Below are 20,627 nucleotides of genomic sequence, written 5' to 3' on the forward strand. Positions count from 1 at the left end.
TGCCATGGACTTGAAACAACGTTTTGCCGAGGAGTTGCGCTACCTGCGCGAGCTCGGTCGCGAGTTTGCAGAGGACAATCCACAGTTGGCGCAGTTTCTCGGCGACGAGGCCGGCGACCCGGACGTGGAGCGATTGCTGGAAGGCTTTGCCTTCCTCACCGCCAAGCTGGGGATGAAGATCGACGACGACTTGCCGGAGCTGACCCATCCGCTGCTGCAGATGCTCTGGCCCAACTACCTGCGGCCCTTGCCCAGCGCAACCATCATCCGCTTCGAGCCACGGCCCAATGCGATCAGTCATCGCAAGGTGATTCCCAAAGGGACGCGGCTGTTTGCCAAACCCGTGGACGGCATCTCCTGCGAGTTTCGCACGTGCACCGATGTCAATCTGTACCCGTTGGCGTTGCAGGCAGTCAGCGATGCCCACAGCCGCGAAGCCTCGACGCTGCGCATCGACCTCAACGTGTTGACCCCACAACCGCTCGACAGCCTCGAGTGCGATCAGTTGGATTTTCACCTCGGCGGCGACAATGCCACCGCACTGACCCTGTACCTGTGGCTGGCCCATTACCTCAAAAGCGTCACGCTGTACGTCAACAACACCCCTTATCGTCTGAACCCCGGCGAGTTGGGCTTCCCCGGTTTCACCGCCGAAGAAGCACTGCTGCCCTACCCGCGCAACGTGTTCGATGGCTACCGGATCCTGCAGGAATACTTTGTGTTCCCCCAGCGGTTCCACTTTTTCAGCCTGACCCGACTAGCCAAGGTCTGGCCGGCCGTCAGCACTGGACAGATTCGCTTCGAATTTCAGTTTTCCCGGCCGATGCCGGTCAATACGCATTTGCGCACATCAGACCTTCACCTGTTCTGTGCGCCGGCGGTCAATCTGTTCCGCCACGATGCCGAGCCCATCGCGCTGGACGGACGCAGCGTGGAACGGCGTATCTGCCCCAGTGGCAACCGCCACGATGCCTTTGAGATTTTCAGTGTCGACCAGGTGGCCGGCTGGGACGCCGCCGACAAGGAGCGCAAGGGCGATCCGTTGCGGCGCTTTACCCCGTTCGAATCGTTCCAGCATGAGATCGAACATGCCCGGGGCCGCACGGCACTGTACTTCCGCACGCATATCGAGGAATCCCACGGACGTGAAGGTTTGCGCCATCGCATCGCCTTCGTGCGTGGTGATGAAAGCCTGTACATCGGCGAGCATGAAGCGGCGTCCATCGAACTGACCTGCACCAATCGCGACCTGCCGCAGCTGCTGGGTGTGGGGGATGTGTCGCTGTCCACCGAGGTCACGCCGTCGTTTGCCACCTACACCAACCTGATCGCACCGACTCGAAGCTACCGTCCAGTGCTGGACAGCAGCCTGCACTGGACGCTGATTTCCAACCTGTCGCTGAACTACCTGTCGTTGCTGTCGGCCGAGCCGCTCAAGGCAGTGATCCGCGCCTATGACTTCGCCGCTTTGCACGACCTGCAACAGGCCCGCGCCACGCGCAAACGCCTCAACGGTATCCAGGATGCCGTGACCACCCCCGTCGACTGGCTGATGAAAGGCCTGCCCGTGCGCGGTGTGCAGACCCGGTTGCAATTGGACCAGAACGCCTTCCTCTGCGAGGGCGAGCTGTACCTGTTCGCCAGCGTGCTTTCGCACTTCTTCGCCCTCTACGCCAGCATCAACTCCTTCCACCGTTTGGAAGTGATCAATACCACCAACAACGAGTGCTATGAATGGCCACTGTTGACCGGCAGACAACCCCTGATCTAGCCGACCGGCTGCTGGCTGACGCGCGAAACTATTCGTTTCACCGTTTGCTGGAGCTTTTGCACGCCTTGCATGGCGATGACCTGGAAGCGCGGCCCCTGAGTGCGGCGGCGCGCCGTCGCGTACGCCTGCAAAGCCATGCAGGGCTGGGCTTTCCGGCCTCCGACGTGGTGTTGGCTGGCCGCGTAGAGGATGGGGGCGACGAAGTGCGCTACCGCTTGCAGACCAGCTTCTTTGGCCTGCACGGTACCGACTCGCCTTTGCCCGGTTATTACCTGGACCGCCTGGCTTACGAACAATCTCAAGAGCGCGGCATTCGTCCGGCGTTCATGGACTTTTTCAACCATCGCTTGCTGACCCTGCTGCACACCAGTTGGCGCAAGTACCGCTACTACATTCGCTTCCAGGCCGAGGCGAACGACCGTTTTTCGCGTTACGTATTCTCCATGGTCGGGCTGAACGACAACGACCTCCGTGGTACGACGCCGCTGCCGTGGGGCCGCCTGCTGAGCTTTGCCGGCTTGATCGCCAACCGCAGCCGCTCCCCCTCGGTGGTGTCCGGCATCGTCGAGCATTGCTTCGACCTGCGCGGCGTACATATCCGTGAGTTCGAGGCTCGCTCAGTGAGTTTTCCGCAACGCCAGCGCCTGGCGTTGGGCAAGGCCAACGGCACCCTGGGCAGTAACTTTGTGGTGGGTGATCGCAGCAAGACCCGCGCCAGCAAGTTCACCCTGGTGATTCCTAACTTGACTCAAGCGCGCTTTCGTCAGTTCTTGCCCAGCGGCGATCAGTTCGGGCGATTGCGCCAGTTGATGAATTTTCTGCTGCGCGATGCCACCGCCTACGACCTGGAACTGGGACTGCGCGAAGAAGACGTACCGCCGTTCAACCTGCAACGCGCCGGCGGCACCCACCTGGGCTGGACCAGTTTTATCGAACACCAGCAACAACGTCATCCCGCCGTGGTGCGGATTCGGGGGCGCGCATGAAGCTGAGCCTGGTTATCAGCAATCCTGCACAGTTGCTGCACGGCTATCTGCCCGGTCATCAATTTGGCCCACAGGGCGGAAGCATCGGCAGTGCCGCGGTGGACTGGCGCCTGGAAGATCGCCACAACAGCGTGCGGCCCAACCACTGCGACATCCGCGTCATCGAAGGGCGGTTCTGCGTGATCGACCGCAGTGGTAGAACCTACGTCAACGGTCATGATCTGCCGCTTGAGCGTCATGTTGCGATAAGCCTCAACGACGGTGATCGGTTGCAGATTGGTGCGTATCAGGTCGCGGTGCAGTTGGGTGAGCACGCCCCAGGGCAGCGTTCGCTGGATGAGCTGCTCGGCGACCACCCTGAAGGCATGCACGTGTGGCACCAGGAAGATGCGCCGAGTAGGCCACCGGCGGATAGGCGACCTGCCACTTGCCCGGAATTCGAGCGCCTTTGCCGGCCCGTGGATTTGGCAGAGCAAGGCGACCCGCTGCGAGCGATGAATGAAGCGCCGCCACCAAAGCCGCTGGCTGATATTTGCGCGCCCACACCCAAGCGCACCGTTTGCCTGTTCAGCAACCTGCGTCTGGCCACCTTGTTGCTCGCCTGCCTGACCCTGGGCGGCTGCACCATGCTCGGCAAGATCGGCCAAGTGATCTGGACCCCATCGATTTCGGTCGGCGGCCCCGACGATCAGCCCAGCCGCTACTCCCTGAGCCTGTACGCCAGCCACGACGTCAACCCGCGCCTGATCAGCACCGGCACGGCACCGAACGAGGACGCGAGCCGTTCGCCTTACACCCTCAACGTGCAGGCCACCAGCCCGCAGGCCCTGACGGATAAAGTACAAACGCTGCTCAGCCACCTTTACGAAAGCATGCCGGCCCAGTCGCCACTGAGTTTGGAGCCAGCGCCCGTCGTGCCGATGTCGCCCATCGAAGACGCGCTGCTGGGTGACTACGACGCTCAGGGTGTCAGCCTGACCACCCCGTGGGGCAACCCGGCCATGCAGCACGTCGCCACACCGATCGCCTTCAAGGTGTTGCAACTGACCGACGACTCGCTGCTGGTCAACGCCAGCCCTCAGGCCCTGGCCGACGACCTGAAAAAGACCCTGGGCAGCACCTATATCCGCGCCGACGACTACCTGCTCAACCCAGGCCAATTCAAATTCATCGACCTGCGCGCGCTTGATGAAGACACCCGTTTCATCGCGGTGATCGCCAACTACCACAGCAGTGATATCGGACAGTGGAAACAGCGCCTGCGCGTCGAGCCCAGGGGCCGGCAGTACGCGGTGCTGGTGCAGCTGGACGCAGCCCAAGTCAGCCTCAAAGGAGAAACCCGATGACGCCCTTTTCAGCCGCTTTTGCCCCGAGTAATTACCGATGAGTTCACGCAACCCCGTCATCTGGCATGAAGGTTTGTTCGTCAAGCCCCAGCACTTCCAGCAACAGGCCCGCGCCGCCGAGGCCGCCGTGCATCAGCGCCTGCACAGCCTCAACGACGCGCTCTATGGCTTCAGCGAGCTGACGCTGAACAGCGAATACCTGAGCTTCGGCAAGGTCGCCATTACCCAAGCGCGGGGGATCATGCCCGACGGCAGCGTCTTCGATATTCCCCACGACCTGGCGTCGCCCTCCCCGCTGGAAATCGCCGACAGCAGCGCAGTCAGCCAGATCGTCTACCTGGCTCTGCCGCTGCGCTCCAACGGCGCTCTCGAAGTGCGCTGGCCCGACCAGTACGGCAACAGCCGCTACATCGCCCGCCGTGAAGAAATCCGCGATACCCACAGCGATGACGGCGATCAGGTCGGCATGAACCTGGCCGTGCCCAACCTGCAACTGATGCTCGAACGCAGCGACCGCAGTGCCTTTACCGGCATCGCCTTGGGCAGGATCAAAGACAAGCGCCCGGACGGCAGCCTGGTGATGGACGAGCATTTCTATCCCACCAGCCTGTCCCTGCAAGCGGTGCCGGCGCTGCACCGCTACCTCGGTGAGGTGGCCGGGCTGATGCGCGAGCGGGCCAAAAACCTGGCCCAGCGTATCGGTTCACCGGGGCAGTCGGGGGTGGCAGATGTCACCGACTTCAACCTGCTGCAAACCCTCAACCGCTTGTTCCCGCTGTTCCAACACCTGGCTCGCCAGCGCCAAGTCCACCCGGAACGGCTGTACATCGCCCTGGCCCAGGCCTGCGGCGAACTGGTGACTTTTACCGATGAAGGCCACCTGCCCCAGGAATACCCGGCCTACCAGCACGACAACCTGCGCGAGTCGTTCCAGATTCTCGAGCACACCTTGCGCCGCGCCTTGGGCACGGTGCTGCAACCGCGTGCAGTGTCGTTGCCGATTGTCGAGCAGCGGTACGGCGTGCGCAGCGCCGCATTGAACGACAAACGCCTGCTGGACAACGCTGAATTCATCCTCGCCGTGCGCGCCGAACTGCCCGCGGAAACCCTGCGTCAGCAACTGCCCAAGCAGATCAAGATCACCTCCACCGAAGGGCTAGAGCAACTGGTCAGCCTGCAACTGCCGGGTATTCCACTGCGGCCGCTGCCGGTGGCGCCGCGACACCTGCCGTTCCATGCCGGTTTCAGCTACTTCGAACTCGACCGCCATCACCCCGCCTGGCAAAGCCTGAGCAGTGGCAGCGGGTTTGGTTTCCATATTGCCGGTGAATTCCCGAAGCTGGAATTGCAGTTCTGGGCGATCAGGAGTGAAAAAGATGATTAAAACGACACCCGACTCATGGCGTCACGAGGAGATCTCCGGCGCCATCGACATTGACGGCGAAACGATCACTGCCAGCGGCCAAACACACTTGGCCGACCCTGAATTCGACATGCGCGGCCTGGCCTGGAATCCGCTGTGCGATGCCGCCACGCCGCTGATCGGCCTGGTCATTCGTCTACGCCGCCTGGACCAGCACGATGACGTACCTGCGCTGTACCTGAGCGTCAGCAACCAGATCACCACGATCATGGAAGAAGTCAGCCAGCTCGACTACGACGCCGGCATGCTCAAGGCCTACTCCTACAGCCTGTGCCTGTTGCTCGACGAAGTGGTCATGAGCACTTCCTGGGGCAAGTCTTCCACATGGAGCGCACGCTCGCTGCTAAGCAAGTTTCATCAAGAAACCTGGGGCGGCGAAAAATTCTTCACCGTGATGAACAACATGATCCCCGAAACGGCCAGGTACCAGCATGTGCTGGAGTTCATGTACCAGTGCCTGATCTCCGGTCTCAAAGGCAAATACGGCGCCCATATCAAGGGCGATGACGAAATACAGAAGATCATCACCCAACTGCACGGCCTGTTGCGCCCCTTGCGCGGCGAGACACCCAAGCGCCTGACCGACCCGCTGAAAAACGTCGCCCCGCGCAACTACCGGATCAAACGCGCCTGGCCGTTGTGGACGCCGTGGGCCATGGCAGCCGTCGTGCTGACGGTCGCCTACACGATCTACTCGATCCGCCTGAACGCCATCACCCAGCAAGTGCTGGAGTCCCTGGAGCGGGTGCTGCACCTGTAACCGATTTTCAGCGCGCTCATCCCGAGCGCCTGTAAAGCCATGGCCGTATCGGCCATAACCTGCGGCCCCCAGGGGCCGTTCACTTGATCGCGACAAGGAGCTTGTCATGCCAACACCTGCGTACATCAGCATCCACGGCAAAACCCAGGGCCACATCACCAAGGGCGCGTTCACTGCTGAATCGGTGGGCAACGTTTATGTGGAAGGTCACGAAGACGAAATCCTCGTCCAGGAAATCGACCACGCAATCGGTACGCCCACCGACCCACAGAGTGGCCAACCGTCCGGGCAACGGGTGCACAAGCCGCTGATATTCACCAGCGCCTTGAACAAAGCCTCACCGATGCTCTATCAGGCCCTGGCCACCGGCGAAATGCTGCCGACCGTTGAAGTGAAGTGGTTCCGCACCTCGGGGGACGGCAAGCAAGAGCACTTCTTCACCACCAAACTGGAAGACGCCACGGTCGTCGACATTCACACCGTGCTGCCCCACGCACAAAACAGTAGCAACGCAAACTACACCCAACTAATCAAGACCAGCCTGGCGTATCGCAAGGTCAGCTGGACCCATGTGGTGTCCGGCACCGAAGCCTCGGATGACTGGCGCAAGCCGGCTTAATCGCCAACCGGCACGTTCCGCCGCTCAGGCGGCGGAATATTCACTGATTCGATAATTTTCAGGAGGTTCTATGCCAGCCGTCGTTCTGGTCGGACACGACCATGATTGCCCTTTGTGTGGCCCCACCACCGTCGACAGCGGTACACGCAACATGACCGTAAACGGCCGCGCCGTCGCCCGTGTCGGCGACACCCTCGGATGCGGCGCCGTGATTACCAGCGGCTCGCCCTCGATGACCGTCAACGGACAGCCGGTAGCCCGTGTCGGCGATACCACCGATCACGATGGAAAATTGGAAAACGGTGATAGCAGCTGGTTGATCGACTGACATTCACACTCTCGACAAGGAGGCCCCATGCCCCGCCAAAGCGACCTGCGTTTCACCTTCGAGCCCTTGAAAGGCGATGCCTTCGAGGTGATCTCGTTCACCCTCGAAGAAGGCCTGTCCCAGCCGTTCAAACTCGAACTGGAACTGGCCAGCCACAATGCCGCTATCGACTTCAATCGGGTGCTCGATCTGGCGGGGCTGTTCACCCTATGGCGTGGCGACACCCCTGTGCGCTACGTCCACGGTTTGGTCAGCCTGTTCTGCCAGGGTGACACCGGCTTTCGCCGCACCCGCTACACCGCCGTGGTCGAACCGACCCTGGCGCGTTTCGACCTGCGTTCCAACTGGCGGATTTTCCAGGGCCAGACCGTGCCCGACATCATCACCAGCGTGCTCACCGAGCAAAAGCTCACCGACATTCGCAGTGAAATCTGCTTCGAGCACCAACCCCGCGAATACTGCGTACAGGCCGGCGAAACCGACCTCGACTTCATCGCCCGCCTCGCCGCCGAAGAAGGCCTGCTCTACACCTTCGAACACCGCGCCGACGGCCACACCCTCGTCCTCACCGACCGCGTCGGTGGCCTCGGCACCATTGGCACCCACACCGATTGCCCGGTGCTCTACCAGCCCATGGGGGGTGGCGATTCCATGGAACCGGCATTGACCCGCTTCCACTACACCGAACAAGTGCGCACTGCACGCCAGGTACAGCGCGACTACACCTTCACCCACCCGTACTACAACCAGCAGCACACCGCCACCGGCGACCAGGACCTGAACAACCAGCACAAGGATTACGAACGTTACGACTATCCCGGCCGCTACAAACGCGACATCGCCGGCAAGCCCTTTACCAAGACCCGCCTGGCCGCCCTGCGCAACGACGCCAAGCTGGCTCATTTGGAAGGCGATGATGCGCGCCTGCAACCGGGGTTGGCCTTCGACCTGAACGACCATCCCCGCGAAGACTTCAACGACCGCTGGCGCACCATCGCCATCCAGCACGAGGGCAAACAGCACACCAGTTTGCAGGAAGAAGCCTTCGGCAGTGACAGCGGCACGTCCTACGAGATGCAGGCCACAGCCATTCGCTGGACCTCGGACTGGAAAGCCCCATTGCGTGACAAACCCTGCATCGACGGCCCGCAGATCGCCACCGTGGTCGGCCCGCCGGGGGAAGAGATTTATTGCGATGAATGGGGCCGGGTCAAGGTGCAGTTCCCGTGGGACCGTTCGGACAAGAACAACGATCAAAGTTCGTGCTGGATCCGTGTGGCCCAAGGCTGGGCCGGTGCGACCTGGGGCGCCATGGCCGTGCCGCGGGTGAATCAAGAGCTGATCATCAGCTTTTTGGATGGCGATCCTGACCAGCCGATCGCCACAGGCCGCACCTACCGCGAGACCAATCTGCCGCCCTACGAGCTGCCCAAGCACAAGACGCGGATGACCATCAAGAGCCGTACCCATAAGGGAGAGGGCTTCAATGAGCTGCGTTTTGAGGATGAGCTGGGGCAGGAAGAGGTGTACATCCATGCCGAAAAGGACAAGAACGTCTATATCAAACATGACAACACAACGTTTGTGGGTAATGACCGCAGTGAGAAAGTTGGGCATGACGAACAGATAGAGGTAGGCCACGACCGCAAGGAACAGGTGGGCAATGACGAACGGATAAGCATTGGTCAGGATCAATATCACAGCGTGGGTCGAGATCGAATGCAGAGCTTCGGACGCGACCACCAGATCACCATTGGCAAAGACCGGATCGAAAACATAGGCAATGATCGCCACGACACGATCGCGGTCAATCACCGCATGGAAATTGGCGGTAACGCCGAACAGGTCATTCAGGGTTTCCAACATATCTCTGCCGCGCAAGGCATAGGCACCAAAACCACGACCTATCAGCTGCAAACCAGCGACAGCCTCGTTCTAAAAGGCCCCGGCGGTAGCATTACCCTGGATGCCAATGGCATCACCCTCAGCGGGATTGCCATCTACCTGAATGGGCCGACGCAACTTAACGCTAAAGGCGCAGGACACTCACTCATCCTTAGTGGCGTGCCGACAACCGGCGAACCGATCTGTGTTGGCTGCTGGCTCAAGGCCGCCCGTGAGCGTAAAGCCCTCGTGAAGGTGGACGCATGATTCCCGGTGAACTGCTGACGGCACTGACCAACGACCTTTACGCGCACGACGTCCCCCGTCCGCGATATCTCGTCGCGTTGATCGATATGGCGACATTACCTCAGGAAACCCGGCAAAAACTGACGGACCATCCAGGCTTTGATCTGCAACCACTGCTTCTGGCTCCCGGCCTGGAACAGCTCAGGCCATTGGGCCCGCACTTGGCATGTCCACGTGAGGCCACTCGCAAGGGCCATGGCGCACTGATCGACAGTCTTGCGCGCTATGACAGCAATACCATCGTCGCATGGATTACCAGCACTGTGAGCGCCGATGTGCTGGCCCGACATCTAAGTCAGGCCACGTTTGTCGACACGCAAGACAGCGAGCGTTACTTGCTGCGCTACTACGACAGTCGTGTCACGCCGAAGCTCTTGCGCCATGCGCCCGAGCAGTGGAGAGAGTGGCTGCTCGCACCCGTTGTGTCCTGGTGGTGCCGTGGGGCCACTCCAAGCCAGGAACAGTGGCATCGAATCCGCGGAGGAGCACGGTCAATCCCGATCGTTGCCGCCCCGCGATTGGTGATGGACGCCGCGTTATGGCAAGCATTGGAAAGTGACCCCCTGCCTTTCCGGCTACTGGAAACACTCAACGAAACCTCACCCACTTTATTCAGTAGCCCGTGCCATGGAGTGCGTCTGGCGCTGATCGAGTCGCTGCTCAGCCAAGGAAAGAGCCTGGGATTGATTGACCATCACAACCTGACCGATTTCATCATCCTCACCCTCCAACACACCCCCCAACGCTTGCAAGGCACTGCCCACTGGCATGCCGCGCTGCAGCGTAGCGCCCGGGGCGAAGGACGCCTGGGCCAATTGTTTCTCCAGGGAGCACGACCATGACCGCCCCGACCGACCTGCTCAACTTCGTGGCCCGGCAAACGTTCAGCACCGAAGGCAACAGTCCCTGCGTCAGCTGTAAACGCTCGGTGTCCCTGCTGCCGCTGCGCTATGCCGTGATCGGGCACACCGATTCGGCCCTGCCTCCTGCCCTGGCCAGGGCGGAGCCCCTGGCCAGCCTGCCCCTGACCGCCGCACGTTACGCCGTGCGCGCACTGCGCGAGGGGTATCTTTATGTGTTCATCCACCGCACCGCGACCGACTGGGTATGCGAGGGCGCCTATCAAACCTACAGCAGCGGCTTGTGCAAGGCCGTGTGGCCCGCCACCCCGGACGACCTGGGGCTGGGCGGCCTGCCGGACTTCGGCGATCGGGTCATCCAGGTCAGCGATCCTGAAGACGTCAACGAAGCCCGGCTGCTGTTCACCCCGGACCTGCTGACGCCGCGCCTGCTCGCCGAGATCCGCACGCAACCGCGGCTGCGCAACACCCTGCGCAAGGTCGATATCCGCCAACTGATCCAAAGCTGCAGCCACACCGCACACATCATCGAGGCCCAGGCGCTGGACAGTAGCGTCGCCGACCTGCTCGGGCCGACCTCCCCCCCCTTGATGGCCCAGCTTGACGAGCAACTGTTTGCGCCCCCGGCCGGCTACTCGGCCCTGGCGGGTGTGGCTGCGCGGCTTGGCGCAACGGCGACCCAGGCGCAGGGTTTTGCCGTGGTGTTGGACGACCCGATCGGTATCACCCAGGAGCTCAATGCCTGGCGCAATCAGAGCGTGGAGACGCTCGAAACCTTCATGCGCAAAACCGACGGCGAAGGCATCGACAACCAGCGCAAACACACCATCGCCTTCGGCCTCGAAAACCTCAAGCTCACCCTCGCCGAACAAGCCGAGCAACGCTACGTCAACCACGCCAACGCGCTTGGCGTGAGGTACACCGACCGCGAGTACGCCAGCAGCAACGTCCACATGGTCACGGCGTCGATGGGCAGCTACCGCAGTTTCCGCAACCCCGCCGACCAACAGCACCAGGAGCGGCACGACATCGAGCTCGCGCGCCAGGACAGCTGGGCGAAACGCTACGCGCCGTCGGTCGACGAAGCGCGGCTGCAGGCCTTCATGGCGGAGTTTGATGCGGCCGTCACCCAGGCCGATGCGATCAAGGAGCAGCGCGCCGCCGATCATTTGCAGTGGCTCAACAGCACCGCGTTGCTCGAGGCTTTTGCCTATTACGATGCCAAAGACAGCGGCAACGGCCTGGAGTTCGAAGCGCAACTGGGCGTGGCCGTTGCCGGCATGAACAGTACCGCCCTGGGCGAGGCGCAAATCGACAGCTGGAGCGCCCTCGACGGCACGACGCCGAACAACTGGTTTTGGCGCGGGCTTGCCCAGAATCAGACCCAGGCCATCGAACAGATCAATCTGTTGCTCGCCCAACGCTCGCAACTGCCGACCCTGGACGGCACTCAGCTGCAAGCCTTGAGCAAGTCGCTGGTCGATATCTACGCCAAAGCCCACGCGCTGGTCGGCGAGGTCAGCCTCAATACGCCGCCCTCTGCCATCCGACTCAGCGGCGCGGTGCTGCTGACCAACACCTTCGGTACCCGCCTGCTGCAAAGCGGCGCGGCGTCCAGGCTGGACGGCCCGCTCAACACCGCGCTGGCCCTGGTGTTCAAGGCGAGGCTGGGCCATTTGGGAGAGCAACTGCATTTCGAAAGCAGGACCATGCCGCTCAGCCAGGGGGTCAAGGCGAAAATAGGCCTGGCCGCCCACAAGAGCTTCGGCGACTCGCTGGCCGCGGGTGCCGCCGGGCCCATGCTGGAAGTGCGCCTGGGCAGCACCCTGGCCTTGCTGGAGGTCTGGAACCTGAAACTGAAGGCAGAAAAGGCGGACAAAGGCACGCGCGAGTACATCGAGCTGACGGCCGCCATGCTCGCGGTGTCGGCGGTTGGGCTGGAGTTGGGGGCGGTGGCGGTGGGGTTGGCCGAGCGAAGTCATAACACGGCGATTCGCCAGGCCGGGCGGGTGATGGGGAGTCAGTTGAAGTTGATGGCGGGGGTGTTGGCGGGGGGAGCGGCATTTGCCGGTATGGCCTTTGATATCGCCGATGGTGTGAAAGCCTTCAATCAAAAAAAATGGTCCATCGCTGCAGTTTATTTTGTCAGAGCCACCGCTCAACTTAGCGCAGCGTTCTTCTCAGCAGCCATCGGATTGGCAGCGGCCGCCCCGTATCTGGAACGGCTAATCCAGATACATGGACGAAATCGTTTTTTGGTATTTACTCATCAAAAATCCACACAGCTTGCATTGAAAATGGCTTTTATGCTGCGTTGGTGCATACGAATCAACCTGGTGATTTTCGCAGCTTCCGTCGCGTTAGAAATGCTGCTCCCCAATGAGCTTCAGAATTACTTGAACCACTGTACTTTCCGAAAAGATCGAAGCAATGGAACCCCCAAATCCGTAGAGCAAGAGCTAAAAAACTTTCACAAAGCTATCGAGGCAACCCTCTAATGTATTTTTTTGAATGGCTCATGTATGACGGGCGTGCGACGACTGATTACGAAGCATTGGCGAAAAAAGCTGACCAGCAAATAGCGAACAAAGAAAAGCTGCCTCCCATTCGGGTAACTCAACCGGTTTCCCAAGCGATTTCGGACAACGACTCGCTGTACACCTATAATTCAACCTATATTGATGTACGCACACCAAACGATGAGAAGCGTGGGCTGATAACATTGATAGCTGGAACGGGTGGTTCACTCTTGGCATGGATGCTCGTCATGGTACTTTATTCCCTTGCGGTACATTACTGGAACGAATACCAAGGCAATACGACCCCGCTGGAAATTATTGATTATATTGCGATGAACACCATTCCATTAATCCCCATAGTTTCTTTGTATCTTTACATAAAATACGTCTTCCCCTACTTACGACTCGAAGCATTCACCGCCCGACGCCTGATCGTCCGTTTCAACCGCATCACCCGCAAGATCTACCTGCTTCGCCCCAAACACCTGGGAGGCATTGTCGCCTTGGACTGGGACACCGCCGAAGTCTGCATCAACCCGAAGATGTCCGAACTGGACGGCACGGGAGGCTTCGTCATGCTGGGATGGGACAAGGAAACCCACTCCGTCCGTGACGCCGACGGCCATCTCAAGGACGACTTCGAAATCACCTTCGTGGGCAAGCCAACCCGTAACGCCTCCGAACTGTTGGCGTTCTGGGAATACATTCGGCGCTACATGGAAGAGGGTCCGGAAGCGGCGCCCAAACCCAAAAAACTCATCGGCAAATTTCCCTGGCCGTGGCGCTCTTTCATGGCCGTGTGGCAACTGGACAGCCGGTTCGTGAAAATCCCTCAACTGTGGATCTTCGTACCGATCTATGGCCTGTTACTGCCGTTGATCCTTGTGCATGCCTGTGGCCATTGGGTGTCCCTGCTGCTGTGTTACGAGCCAAGGTTTCCTCGTTCCATTGAAGATGCAGGCCGCTGATCCCATGAAATATTGCGCCACGCGCTGGTGCCGCGCTCACCGAATGAACCCGTGCAGCCGGATACCGTGCAGATCGATACACGCCCGGGCTTACGCACGTTGCGCGCGGGTTACCTGTATGTATTGCTGGATCGCAAGATCTGGCAGGCCTATCAGGTCAGCCCGGACGGTTATCTACGTCAATTCAACCCCTACGCACCTGCGCCTGCCAACGAGACCCCGCTGTCCGATGCTTGCGTCTCGGCCAATCACGACTGCCCGGCATCATTCCTCAACATCGACACCGACAAACACACCCAAGCGTGGCTGGCCTTTGCCGGTGACCCGTGGCCGGCCAGCGTGCTGGACGCCTACAAGGCCGGTCATGCTTCAGAGCGATTCCACAAGCTCGACCTCGCCAGCGCACGCGACAACCCCGCCAGCGTTGGCCTGGCCATGACGGATGAAAACCTGCAGGTGGACAAGCAGGTTTACGAATACCAGCAGCACCAGACGCCCCAATGGCCCATCACTACCGAACCCGACTGGCGCTTTTATGAGCATCCGCCGCAGGAGTCAACGCCAGGATTCGACAGCGTGCATGGTTTCCATAGCCGTGCCCATCGCCTGAACGCGCTGAAGGGTTTCCTGCGCAACGCCATCCCACAGCATAAGCTCCAACAAGGCGTCCTGGCGTTTGTACTGGATGACACAATCGGCCTGGTGCAGGAGCTCAACGACACCCGCAACCGCTGGATCCAGCGGCGACAGACCTGGATGAACGACCCGGACCGGGCTTATCAGTACCAGACCTCTCAGCTACTGCTGGCCATTCGCGAAGTCCATCGCGAACGGGCAGAAGGCCAAACGCCCCTACCGGCGTCTGTCGAGCCCATGACCGGCGATGGCCCGCCGGTATTTTCCAGCCCTGAGGAACAGCGTGAGCGGATCGTGCAGAAACGCACCCTCGCCGCCAACCAGAATCTGGAGGAACGCTACGACGAACAGAGCCGTGCCCTGTTTCATCAACTGTATGAGCAAGAATGGGCGAACTATCAGCGTTACATCGACCAAAGCGCACACGCCTACGTGGCAGCGTGTCGCTCCCGACAGTTTGCGTGTGTCGAGCAAAATGACTACGACGGCGATGATCGCCCGTCAGGGCGGGCCTACAGCCAGACCATGGCGCTGTGCCTGGAGGGAGGCATCAGTGAGGCGCCATCGAGACAAGAGGAACACCCGCAGGAAACAAACAACGTTGAAGACACAGGTCCTACTGCCTCCCTATGGAGCGACTGGCTGAAGAACCCACAAAGTCCGGTCTACCGCGCCCTTCTCTTGCGTGACAAACGCTTGCTGGCCGACCTGTTGCCCAGTTTCAATGCGACAGGCGATACCGACTGGAACGACAGTGAAAAGCTCTATTCCGTCATTACCAAGCTCATCGACAACGACGACTTCAAGCATCATGTCCGCCCCCGTTTACAGCACGCCATGGCACAACTCCTTGGTACCCTCAACGCCGCTGCCGTCCGCTTGCAACCGTCGCTCGGCCCTGGCGTGGGACGGGTGGTTTCGCGTCTCAACAGTGCCAGTCAACTGCTCTACAACGGCATTCATCTGACCGAGCTCAAGGTGAAGATGAAACTGGGTGAATACTACGCCCTGCAATGCGAGCACCTGCGCAACCTGCAACACAAGGCCGCTGATGCCATCGACCGCACTTGGAAAGGCCTTAAGGACGAGCTGGGCAACATCGACGATGAGGCCCGCAAGGCGCGCAAACAGGTACGCCCGTTGATTCAGGGCGGCCTGCTCAGCCTGGCGGTGCTGGACCCCAAAATAGCTAACCTCAGCGTGACCATCAGCGTCTGGGTCGAAGGCCAGGTTACCGAACTGCAGGACACCCTGATGCGCCAGGCCAACCTCGGCGTGGATCAATTGGGAAAAGGTGCCCACGCTACGCTGGTCGAAATCGCCGTCGGGGTTGGCACGCTGGACCCGCAAGCGCGCAAGGTGTTGCAAGGCGTCAAGGTGTCCTCGTACCTGGCGGCGAAATGGGTGCGCAGCGGCTTTACCGGGCTGCGTGGCGCGGTCGGCAGCAGCGAGCTGTTGCTGGCGATGGGCGGGATGTACCTGCTAAGCGACTCACTGAACAAAAGTCTCAAGGATGTAGAACAGGCGATGGGGGACAAGGCTGTTGAGGCGAGGTTGGCGTTGTATGGCAGTAGTTTGGGGGTGTTGGGTGGCGGGGTGGAAATCGTTGGCATCGCACTGGAAAAAGGAGCGGAACGGGTGCAGAAGGTCAGCAGCTTGTCGACCCAGGCGATGACTGCCGCAACAGCGACTGCACGCGTAGGCAACGTATTCGTACGGGTCGGGGGGAGCATTGCCGCGGTGGCGGGACTATATGATGCGACGCGAGCGGGGTTTGCTGCTAGCCGGAGTTGGAAGAGAGGCGATACTGACGCAACACTGGGATACAGAATCTCCGCGTTACTTTCGGGCGCTGGCGCAGGGTTGGGCATCTGGGCTGCCGCTGTAGGTACCAGCACGGTGCTCGGTCCCCTTGGTATAGCCGTACTTCTTGGTATGGTGGGATATGCGTTTTACAAGTGGGCCGAAGGCGAAGAATCGACACCTCTCGACCGCTGGGCTCGCCGTTGCTTTTTCGGCAAACATAACGAAGTCCCCCCCATTCACTGGAACAAACCTGAACACGCCCACATCGCCATTGCCGAGCTGAATGCCGCAACCCTGGGCGTAGAGGCCGGCGTCAACTTCCGTCTGCGAATCGTCGGCAGCGACTCGCATGGCTGGGGTGGTCCCATGGGCAGCGTGGGCGCGCCGGTCCATGAACAGCACCTCGAATATCGTCTGGTTCTGCCGCTCTTCGACGCCAACCGGTCGGCCTATCGCTGGTCACTGACGGTTCATCGCTACGGTGATGGCTCGGCCAACCAATACACCGGCGGCGAAGTGCTGGCCGAAGGCGAGTTGAACCCGCCCACTCTGGCCACCGCCGCCAGCGAACGTCGGGTGGCGCTGGCCGTACCCAAACGCCCGAACAAGCCTGATTACCAAATCAACAGCACCACACCCATCCAGGAAATACGCACCGTCTCGTTGGCCGACGCCCGTACCTTGCAGGTCAAGGACATTAAAGGCGCCGTTGTACTGTTGCCCGACACCCGCCGGCACAACATTGAAGCGGCGACCTTATCGGTGACCTACTGGCCCGATCGAGACATTCACGACGCCTATGCGGAGCTCGAGTTAATGGACAGCTTGTAAGCCACAGCCGGCAGCGCCCTGGCGTGCTCATTTGCCACGGGTCCCGTAGCGACCATTGCTGGAACTCATCAACATGTGCTTGCCCCTCCCCCTTAAACAGGTCGCAAGCGGCTATCACACAGAACCGGAACTGCTAATCATGCTATTTACAGCACCTTTACTCGACAAACCCGCTCCTGGCTGGAAGCGCGACTTGCCAGGACCGAATGAGACGCCATCCACTGAACCTCACCCTCCAGTACTCTCGAATCCCCCCAATTATTTTGACGATGTATGCCTTGAACTGGCACGCGCCACGATGAGGATGCGTGGAGTTGGTGTTTGGTTAACTCCTTTTATGTTCTTGCTTTCCCTGATCGCCCCCTTCACTTTGATCGCCTACATATTGAAGGAGGGCACGCCCCCTCTCATTCCAAGCATTTTTTTACTCTTGGCGTTTATTGTTGCCCTGTGGGCAGGCATCTATTTCTGGCGAATGGACGTCGAAGCCCCCCGCGACGAACCCATTCGCTTCAACCGCGTCCGACGCAAAATTTATGTCTACCGTTTCCACCACGACGGGCTCAGACCCTTCAGCCGCACCGCCTGGGGCGTACGAGTCGAAGTCTATGACTGGGATGATCTGCGCGCCGAAGCCTGCAGCGTGTACGGCCCCATGGGCAGTGGCGGCCTCATCGAAACCGTCACTCTCGCCGTGGTGAAACCTGGCACCCACCACGTGATCGATCGTTTTCATTTCGCCCACGAAATTCAACAAGGCGAAATGTACTGGGCCATGGCCCAACTGTTCATGCAACAAGGCCCGCAAGCCCTGCCAACCTTCCCCCACCCGCCCCGCGACTGGAACAACGAAGACGTGACCTTCAATCTCGCCCGCCGTTTGGCGCCCAAGGTGCGGTGGCCTGCGGAAATAGACCTGGAGTCACGCACCGCACCCTGAATATGACCCCTCAACGCGGAGCCTCGACACGACGCTTGCCCTTCGTCCAACTCCCCCTATGCGACAGGCTAAAGATTACAAGCGGCGTTCACCCCCGAACTGGAATTGCTCATCATGGTATTTAAAGCACCTCTACTCGACAAACCCGCTCCTGGCTGGAAGCGCGATCTGCCGGGGCCAAATGAGTCGCCCTCCATTGAACCGTACCCTCCCGTACTATCGAATCCACCCAATCATGTTGACAATGTGTATCTCGAACTGGCGCGCGCCACGATGAGAGTTCGTGGAGTTGGTGTTTGGATGGTTCCTTTCATCTTTTTATTGTCTTTAAGCTTTCCGGCCACGCTGGTTGCTTTTGCAGTTAAAGAACATAGTGCGCCCCCCTTTTCTCTCGTTTTTGTCGGATTCTTTGGATTCATCACAGCTTTGTGGCTAGGTATTTACTTTTGGCGAATGGACGTTACCCCTGCCCTGGACGAACCCATCCGCTTCAACCGCTTTCGACGTAAAGTCTATGTCTATCGCTTTCACCGCGACGGCCTCAGGCCCTTCAGTCGTACCGCCTGGGGCATAAGAGTCGAAGTCCATGACTGGGATGATCTGCGCGCCGAAGCTTGCAGCGTGTACGGCCCCATGGGCAGTGGCGGCCTCATCGAAACCGTCACCCTCGCCGTGGTGAAACCTGGCACCCACCAGGTGATCGATCGTTTTCATTTCGCCCACGAAATTCAACAAGGCGAAATGTACTGGGCCATGGCCCAACTGTTCATGCAACAAGGCCCGCAAGCCCTGCCCACCTTCTCCCGCCCACCTCGCGACTGGAACAACGAAGACGTGACCTTCAACCTCGCACGCCGCCTGGCGCCCAAGGTGCGGTGGCCTGCGGAAATAGACCTGGAGTCACGCACCGCGCCCTGAATAGGCCCCCTCAACGTGGAGCCTCGAAACGACGCTTGCCCTTCGTCCAACGCCCCTATGCGACAGGCTAAAGATTACAAGCGGCGTTCACCCCCGAACTGGAACTGCTAATCATGCTATTTAAAACACCGTTACTCGATAAACCCGCTCCTGGCTGGAAGCGCGACCTGCCGGGGCCGAATGAGCCACAGTCCACTGAACCTTACCCCTCTGTACTTTCAAATCCCCCCAACCATATTGACGATGTATGCCTTGAACTGGCGCGCGCCACAGTTAGGACTCGTGGGATTGGTGTCTGGATGGCTCCTTGTATGTTCCTGTTTGCTCTCATTCCTCCCGTCGCTTGGATCGTTATCCTTATAGCGACTGGAGATATACCCTCGTTTGTATTTCATTTCTTCGGTCTCATCGGATTTATCACCCCCCTATGGGGAAGCGTGTTCATCTGGCGGATGGACGTCGAAGCCCCCCGCGACGAACCCATTCGCTTCAACCGCGTCCGACGCAAAGTTTATGTCTACCGTTTCCACCACGACGGGCTCAGACCCTTCAGCCGCACCGCCTGGGGCGTACGAGTCGAAGTCTATGACTGGGATGAGCTGCGCGCCGAAGCATGCAGCGTGTACGGCCCCATGGGCAGTGGCGGCCTCATCGAAACCGTCACCCTCGCCGTGGTGAAACCTGGCACCAACCAAGTGATCGATCGTTTTCATTTCGCCCACGAAATTCAACAAGGCGAAATGTACTGGGCCATGGCCCAACTGTTCATGCAGCAAGGCCCTCAGGCGCTACCCCACTTCCCTCACCCGCCACGCGACTGGAACAACGAGGACGTGAGTTTCAATCTTGCTCGCCGCCTGGCGCCCAAAGTGCAATGGCCCGCCGACATGGATTTGGAATCCAGAACGGCGCCCTGATGACGCTCATCTTCCTTGGCAAGAGCAATTGCTAATGGACCGTAATTGACCCACAAGAAAACGGGTGAAGACGTTACCGATGACGCCTTACCCTTGCCACACCTTCCGGAGTTCACTGATGTTCTTCACCGAACCTTTGCTCGACCCACCGGCCCCCGGCTGGAAGCGCGATTTACCGATGCCGGATCAGCCCCCCAGTACCGCTCCATATTCGCCGGTGCTACCCAATCCGCCCAACCATCTAGACTCCATTTACTTGGATTTGCCGCGTTCTACCGTTAGAACGCGAGGGATTGGATCATGGTTAGCAATTGCCATGATTGTCATGTCCCCATTCCCGCTCATGAATTGGTTTAGCTTTCCACCTGAAACACAGTTTCCCCTATTCTTCGCGTTCACTTTCGGCAGTCTATTGTTATTCATTACTGCACTCTGGTTCGGCATTTATGCCTGGCGAATGGACGTGCAAGCCCCCCGCGACGAACCCATCCGCTTCAACCGCCTGCGCCGCAAAGTCTACGTCTATCGCTTCCACCACGATGGGCTACGCCCCTTTAGCCGCAGTGCCTGGGGAGTGCGCACGGAAGTCTACGACTGGGATGACCTGCGCGCCGAGGTATGCAGCGTTTATGGTCCCATGGGCACCGGCGGCTTGATCGAATCGGTCAGCATTGCCGTGGTGAAACCCGGCACCCATCAGGTCATCGACCGTTTCCATTTCGCCCACGGAACCATGCAAGGCGAAATGTACTGGGCCATGGCCCAACTGTTCATGCAACAGGGCCCGCAAGCCCTGCCCACCTTCCCCC

At 59.9% G+C, this 20,627-nt stretch carries 16 protein-coding genes; all 16 read left to right on the forward strand.

What is annotated here, in order from left to right:
* The first annotated feature begins 4 nt into the window (after nt 1–4).
* Nucleotides 5–1,771: a type VI secretion system baseplate subunit TssF gene (gene tssF / locus KGA81_RS27875; protein ID WP_223550510.1), complete on the forward strand. Its 1,767-nt coding sequence runs from the start codon at nt 5–7 to the stop codon at nt 1,769–1,771.
* Entirely contained in the window at nt 1,735–2,757 is a 1,023-nt protein-coding gene (gene tssG, locus KGA81_RS27880) for a type VI secretion system baseplate subunit TssG (RefSeq protein ID WP_223550512.1), read from the forward strand. Before tssF ends, tssG begins: the two co-directional genes overlap by 37 nt.
* Nucleotides 2,754–4,103, forward strand: a complete 1,350-nt coding sequence (gene tssJ / locus KGA81_RS27885) for a type VI secretion system lipoprotein TssJ (RefSeq protein ID WP_223550514.1) — start codon at nt 2,754–2,756, stop codon at nt 4,101–4,103. The genes tssG and tssJ overlap by 4 nt, the downstream gene beginning before the upstream one ends.
* 37 nt (nt 4,104–4,140) lie before the next feature.
* Nucleotides 4,141–5,487, forward strand: coding sequence for a type VI secretion system baseplate subunit TssK (gene tssK / locus KGA81_RS27890; protein WP_223550516.1), 1,347 nt, complete (start codon nt 4,141–4,143; stop codon nt 5,485–5,487).
* On the forward strand, nt 5,480–6,286 hold the full coding sequence (gene icmH, locus KGA81_RS27895; RefSeq protein WP_223550518.1) for a type IVB secretion system protein IcmH/DotU: 807 nt from the start codon (nt 5,480–5,482) through the stop codon (nt 6,284–6,286). Before tssK ends, icmH begins: the two co-directional genes overlap by 8 nt.
* A gap of 106 nt (nt 6,287–6,392) precedes the next feature.
* On the forward strand, nt 6,393–6,905 hold the full coding sequence (locus KGA81_RS27900) for an Hcp family type VI secretion system effector (RefSeq protein ID WP_223550520.1): 513 nt from the start codon (nt 6,393–6,395) through the stop codon (nt 6,903–6,905).
* A gap of 70 nt (nt 6,906–6,975) precedes the next feature.
* Nucleotides 6,976–7,233, forward strand: coding sequence for a PAAR domain-containing protein (locus KGA81_RS27905; protein WP_115948442.1), 258 nt, complete (start codon nt 6,976–6,978; stop codon nt 7,231–7,233).
* 27 nt (nt 7,234–7,260) lie between these two features.
* On the forward strand, nt 7,261–9,384 hold the full coding sequence (locus tag KGA81_RS27910; RefSeq protein ID WP_223550522.1) for a type VI secretion system Vgr family protein: 2,124 nt from the start codon (nt 7,261–7,263) through the stop codon (nt 9,382–9,384).
* The gene (locus KGA81_RS27915) at nt 9,381–10,265 is read left to right on the forward strand and encodes a DUF4123 domain-containing protein (protein ID WP_223550525.1); all 885 of its coding nucleotides are present in this window, start codon (nt 9,381–9,383) and stop codon (nt 10,263–10,265) included. The genes KGA81_RS27910 and KGA81_RS27915 overlap by 4 nt, the downstream gene beginning before the upstream one ends.
* A complete protein-coding gene (locus tag KGA81_RS27920; protein ID WP_223550527.1) occupies nt 10,262–12,781 on the forward strand; it encodes a T6SS effector BTH_I2691 family protein in 2,520 nt (839 codons plus the stop codon). Before KGA81_RS27915 ends, KGA81_RS27920 begins: the two co-directional genes overlap by 4 nt.
* Entirely contained in the window at nt 12,781–13,770 is a 990-nt protein-coding gene (locus KGA81_RS27925; protein ID WP_223550529.1) for a DUF6708 domain-containing protein, read from the forward strand. The genes KGA81_RS27920 and KGA81_RS27925 overlap by 1 nt, the downstream gene beginning before the upstream one ends.
* 27 nt (nt 13,771–13,797) lie before the next feature.
* Entirely contained in the window at nt 13,798–17,043 is a 3,246-nt protein-coding gene (locus KGA81_RS27930) for a T6SS effector BTH_I2691 family protein (RefSeq protein ID WP_317850832.1), read from the forward strand.
* 55 nt (nt 17,044–17,098) lie between these two features.
* Nucleotides 17,099–17,983, forward strand: coding sequence for a DUF6708 domain-containing protein (locus KGA81_RS27935; protein ID WP_223550534.1), 885 nt, complete (start codon nt 17,099–17,101; stop codon nt 17,981–17,983).
* A 114-nt stretch (nt 17,984–18,097) separates the two neighbouring features.
* On the forward strand, nt 18,098–18,901 hold the full coding sequence (locus KGA81_RS30120) for a DUF6708 domain-containing protein (protein ID WP_317850830.1): 804 nt from the start codon (nt 18,098–18,100) through the stop codon (nt 18,899–18,901).
* A gap of 311 nt (nt 18,902–19,212) precedes the next feature.
* Entirely contained in the window at nt 19,213–19,818 is a 606-nt protein-coding gene (locus KGA81_RS27945) for a DUF6708 domain-containing protein (RefSeq protein WP_223550536.1), read from the forward strand.
* Nucleotides 19,819–20,281: 463 nt separating this feature from the next.
* The coding region (locus KGA81_RS27950; protein WP_317850831.1) for a DUF6708 domain-containing protein at nt 20,282–20,627 on the forward strand (346 nt) is incomplete at its 3' end.

The organism is Pseudomonas sp. A-B-19 (genome assembly GCF_019947515.1).
Classification (GTDB): Bacteria; Pseudomonadota; Gammaproteobacteria; order Pseudomonadales; family Pseudomonadaceae; genus Aquipseudomonas.

Excerpts from the sequence above, each read along its gene's own strand:
- KGA81_RS27910 (WP_223550522.1), top strand. The coding sequence starts at position 7,261 with ATGCCCCGCCAAAGCGACCTGCGTTTCACCTTCGAGCCCTTGAAAGGC.
- tssG (WP_223550512.1), top strand. The coding sequence starts at position 1,735 with ATGGCCACTGTTGACCGGCAGACAACCCCTGATCTAGCCGACCGGCTG.
- KGA81_RS27945 (WP_223550536.1), top strand. The coding sequence starts at position 19,213 with ATGTTCCTGTTTGCTCTCATTCCTCCCGTCGCTTGGATCGTTATCCTT.
- KGA81_RS27915 (WP_223550525.1), top strand. The coding sequence starts at position 9,381 with ATGATTCCCGGTGAACTGCTGACGGCACTGACCAACGACCTTTACGCG.
- icmH (WP_223550518.1), top strand. The coding sequence starts at position 5,480 with ATGATTAAAACGACACCCGACTCATGGCGTCACGAGGAGATCTCCGGC.
- KGA81_RS27920 (WP_223550527.1), top strand. The coding sequence starts at position 10,262 with ATGACCGCCCCGACCGACCTGCTCAACTTCGTGGCCCGGCAAACGTTC.
- tssJ (WP_223550514.1), top strand. The coding sequence starts at position 2,754 with ATGAAGCTGAGCCTGGTTATCAGCAATCCTGCACAGTTGCTGCACGGC.
- tssK (WP_223550516.1), top strand. The coding sequence starts at position 4,141 with ATGAGTTCACGCAACCCCGTCATCTGGCATGAAGGTTTGTTCGTCAAG.
- KGA81_RS27905 (WP_115948442.1), top strand. The coding sequence starts at position 6,976 with ATGCCAGCCGTCGTTCTGGTCGGACACGACCATGATTGCCCTTTGTGT.
- KGA81_RS27925 (WP_223550529.1), top strand. The coding sequence starts at position 12,781 with ATGTATTTTTTTGAATGGCTCATGTATGACGGGCGTGCGACGACTGAT.
- KGA81_RS27900 (WP_223550520.1), top strand. The coding sequence starts at position 6,393 with ATGCCAACACCTGCGTACATCAGCATCCACGGCAAAACCCAGGGCCAC.
- tssF (WP_223550510.1), top strand. The coding sequence starts at position 5 with ATGGACTTGAAACAACGTTTTGCCGAGGAGTTGCGCTACCTGCGCGAG.
- KGA81_RS30120 (WP_317850830.1), top strand. The coding sequence starts at position 18,098 with ATGGTATTTAAAGCACCTCTACTCGACAAACCCGCTCCTGGCTGGAAG.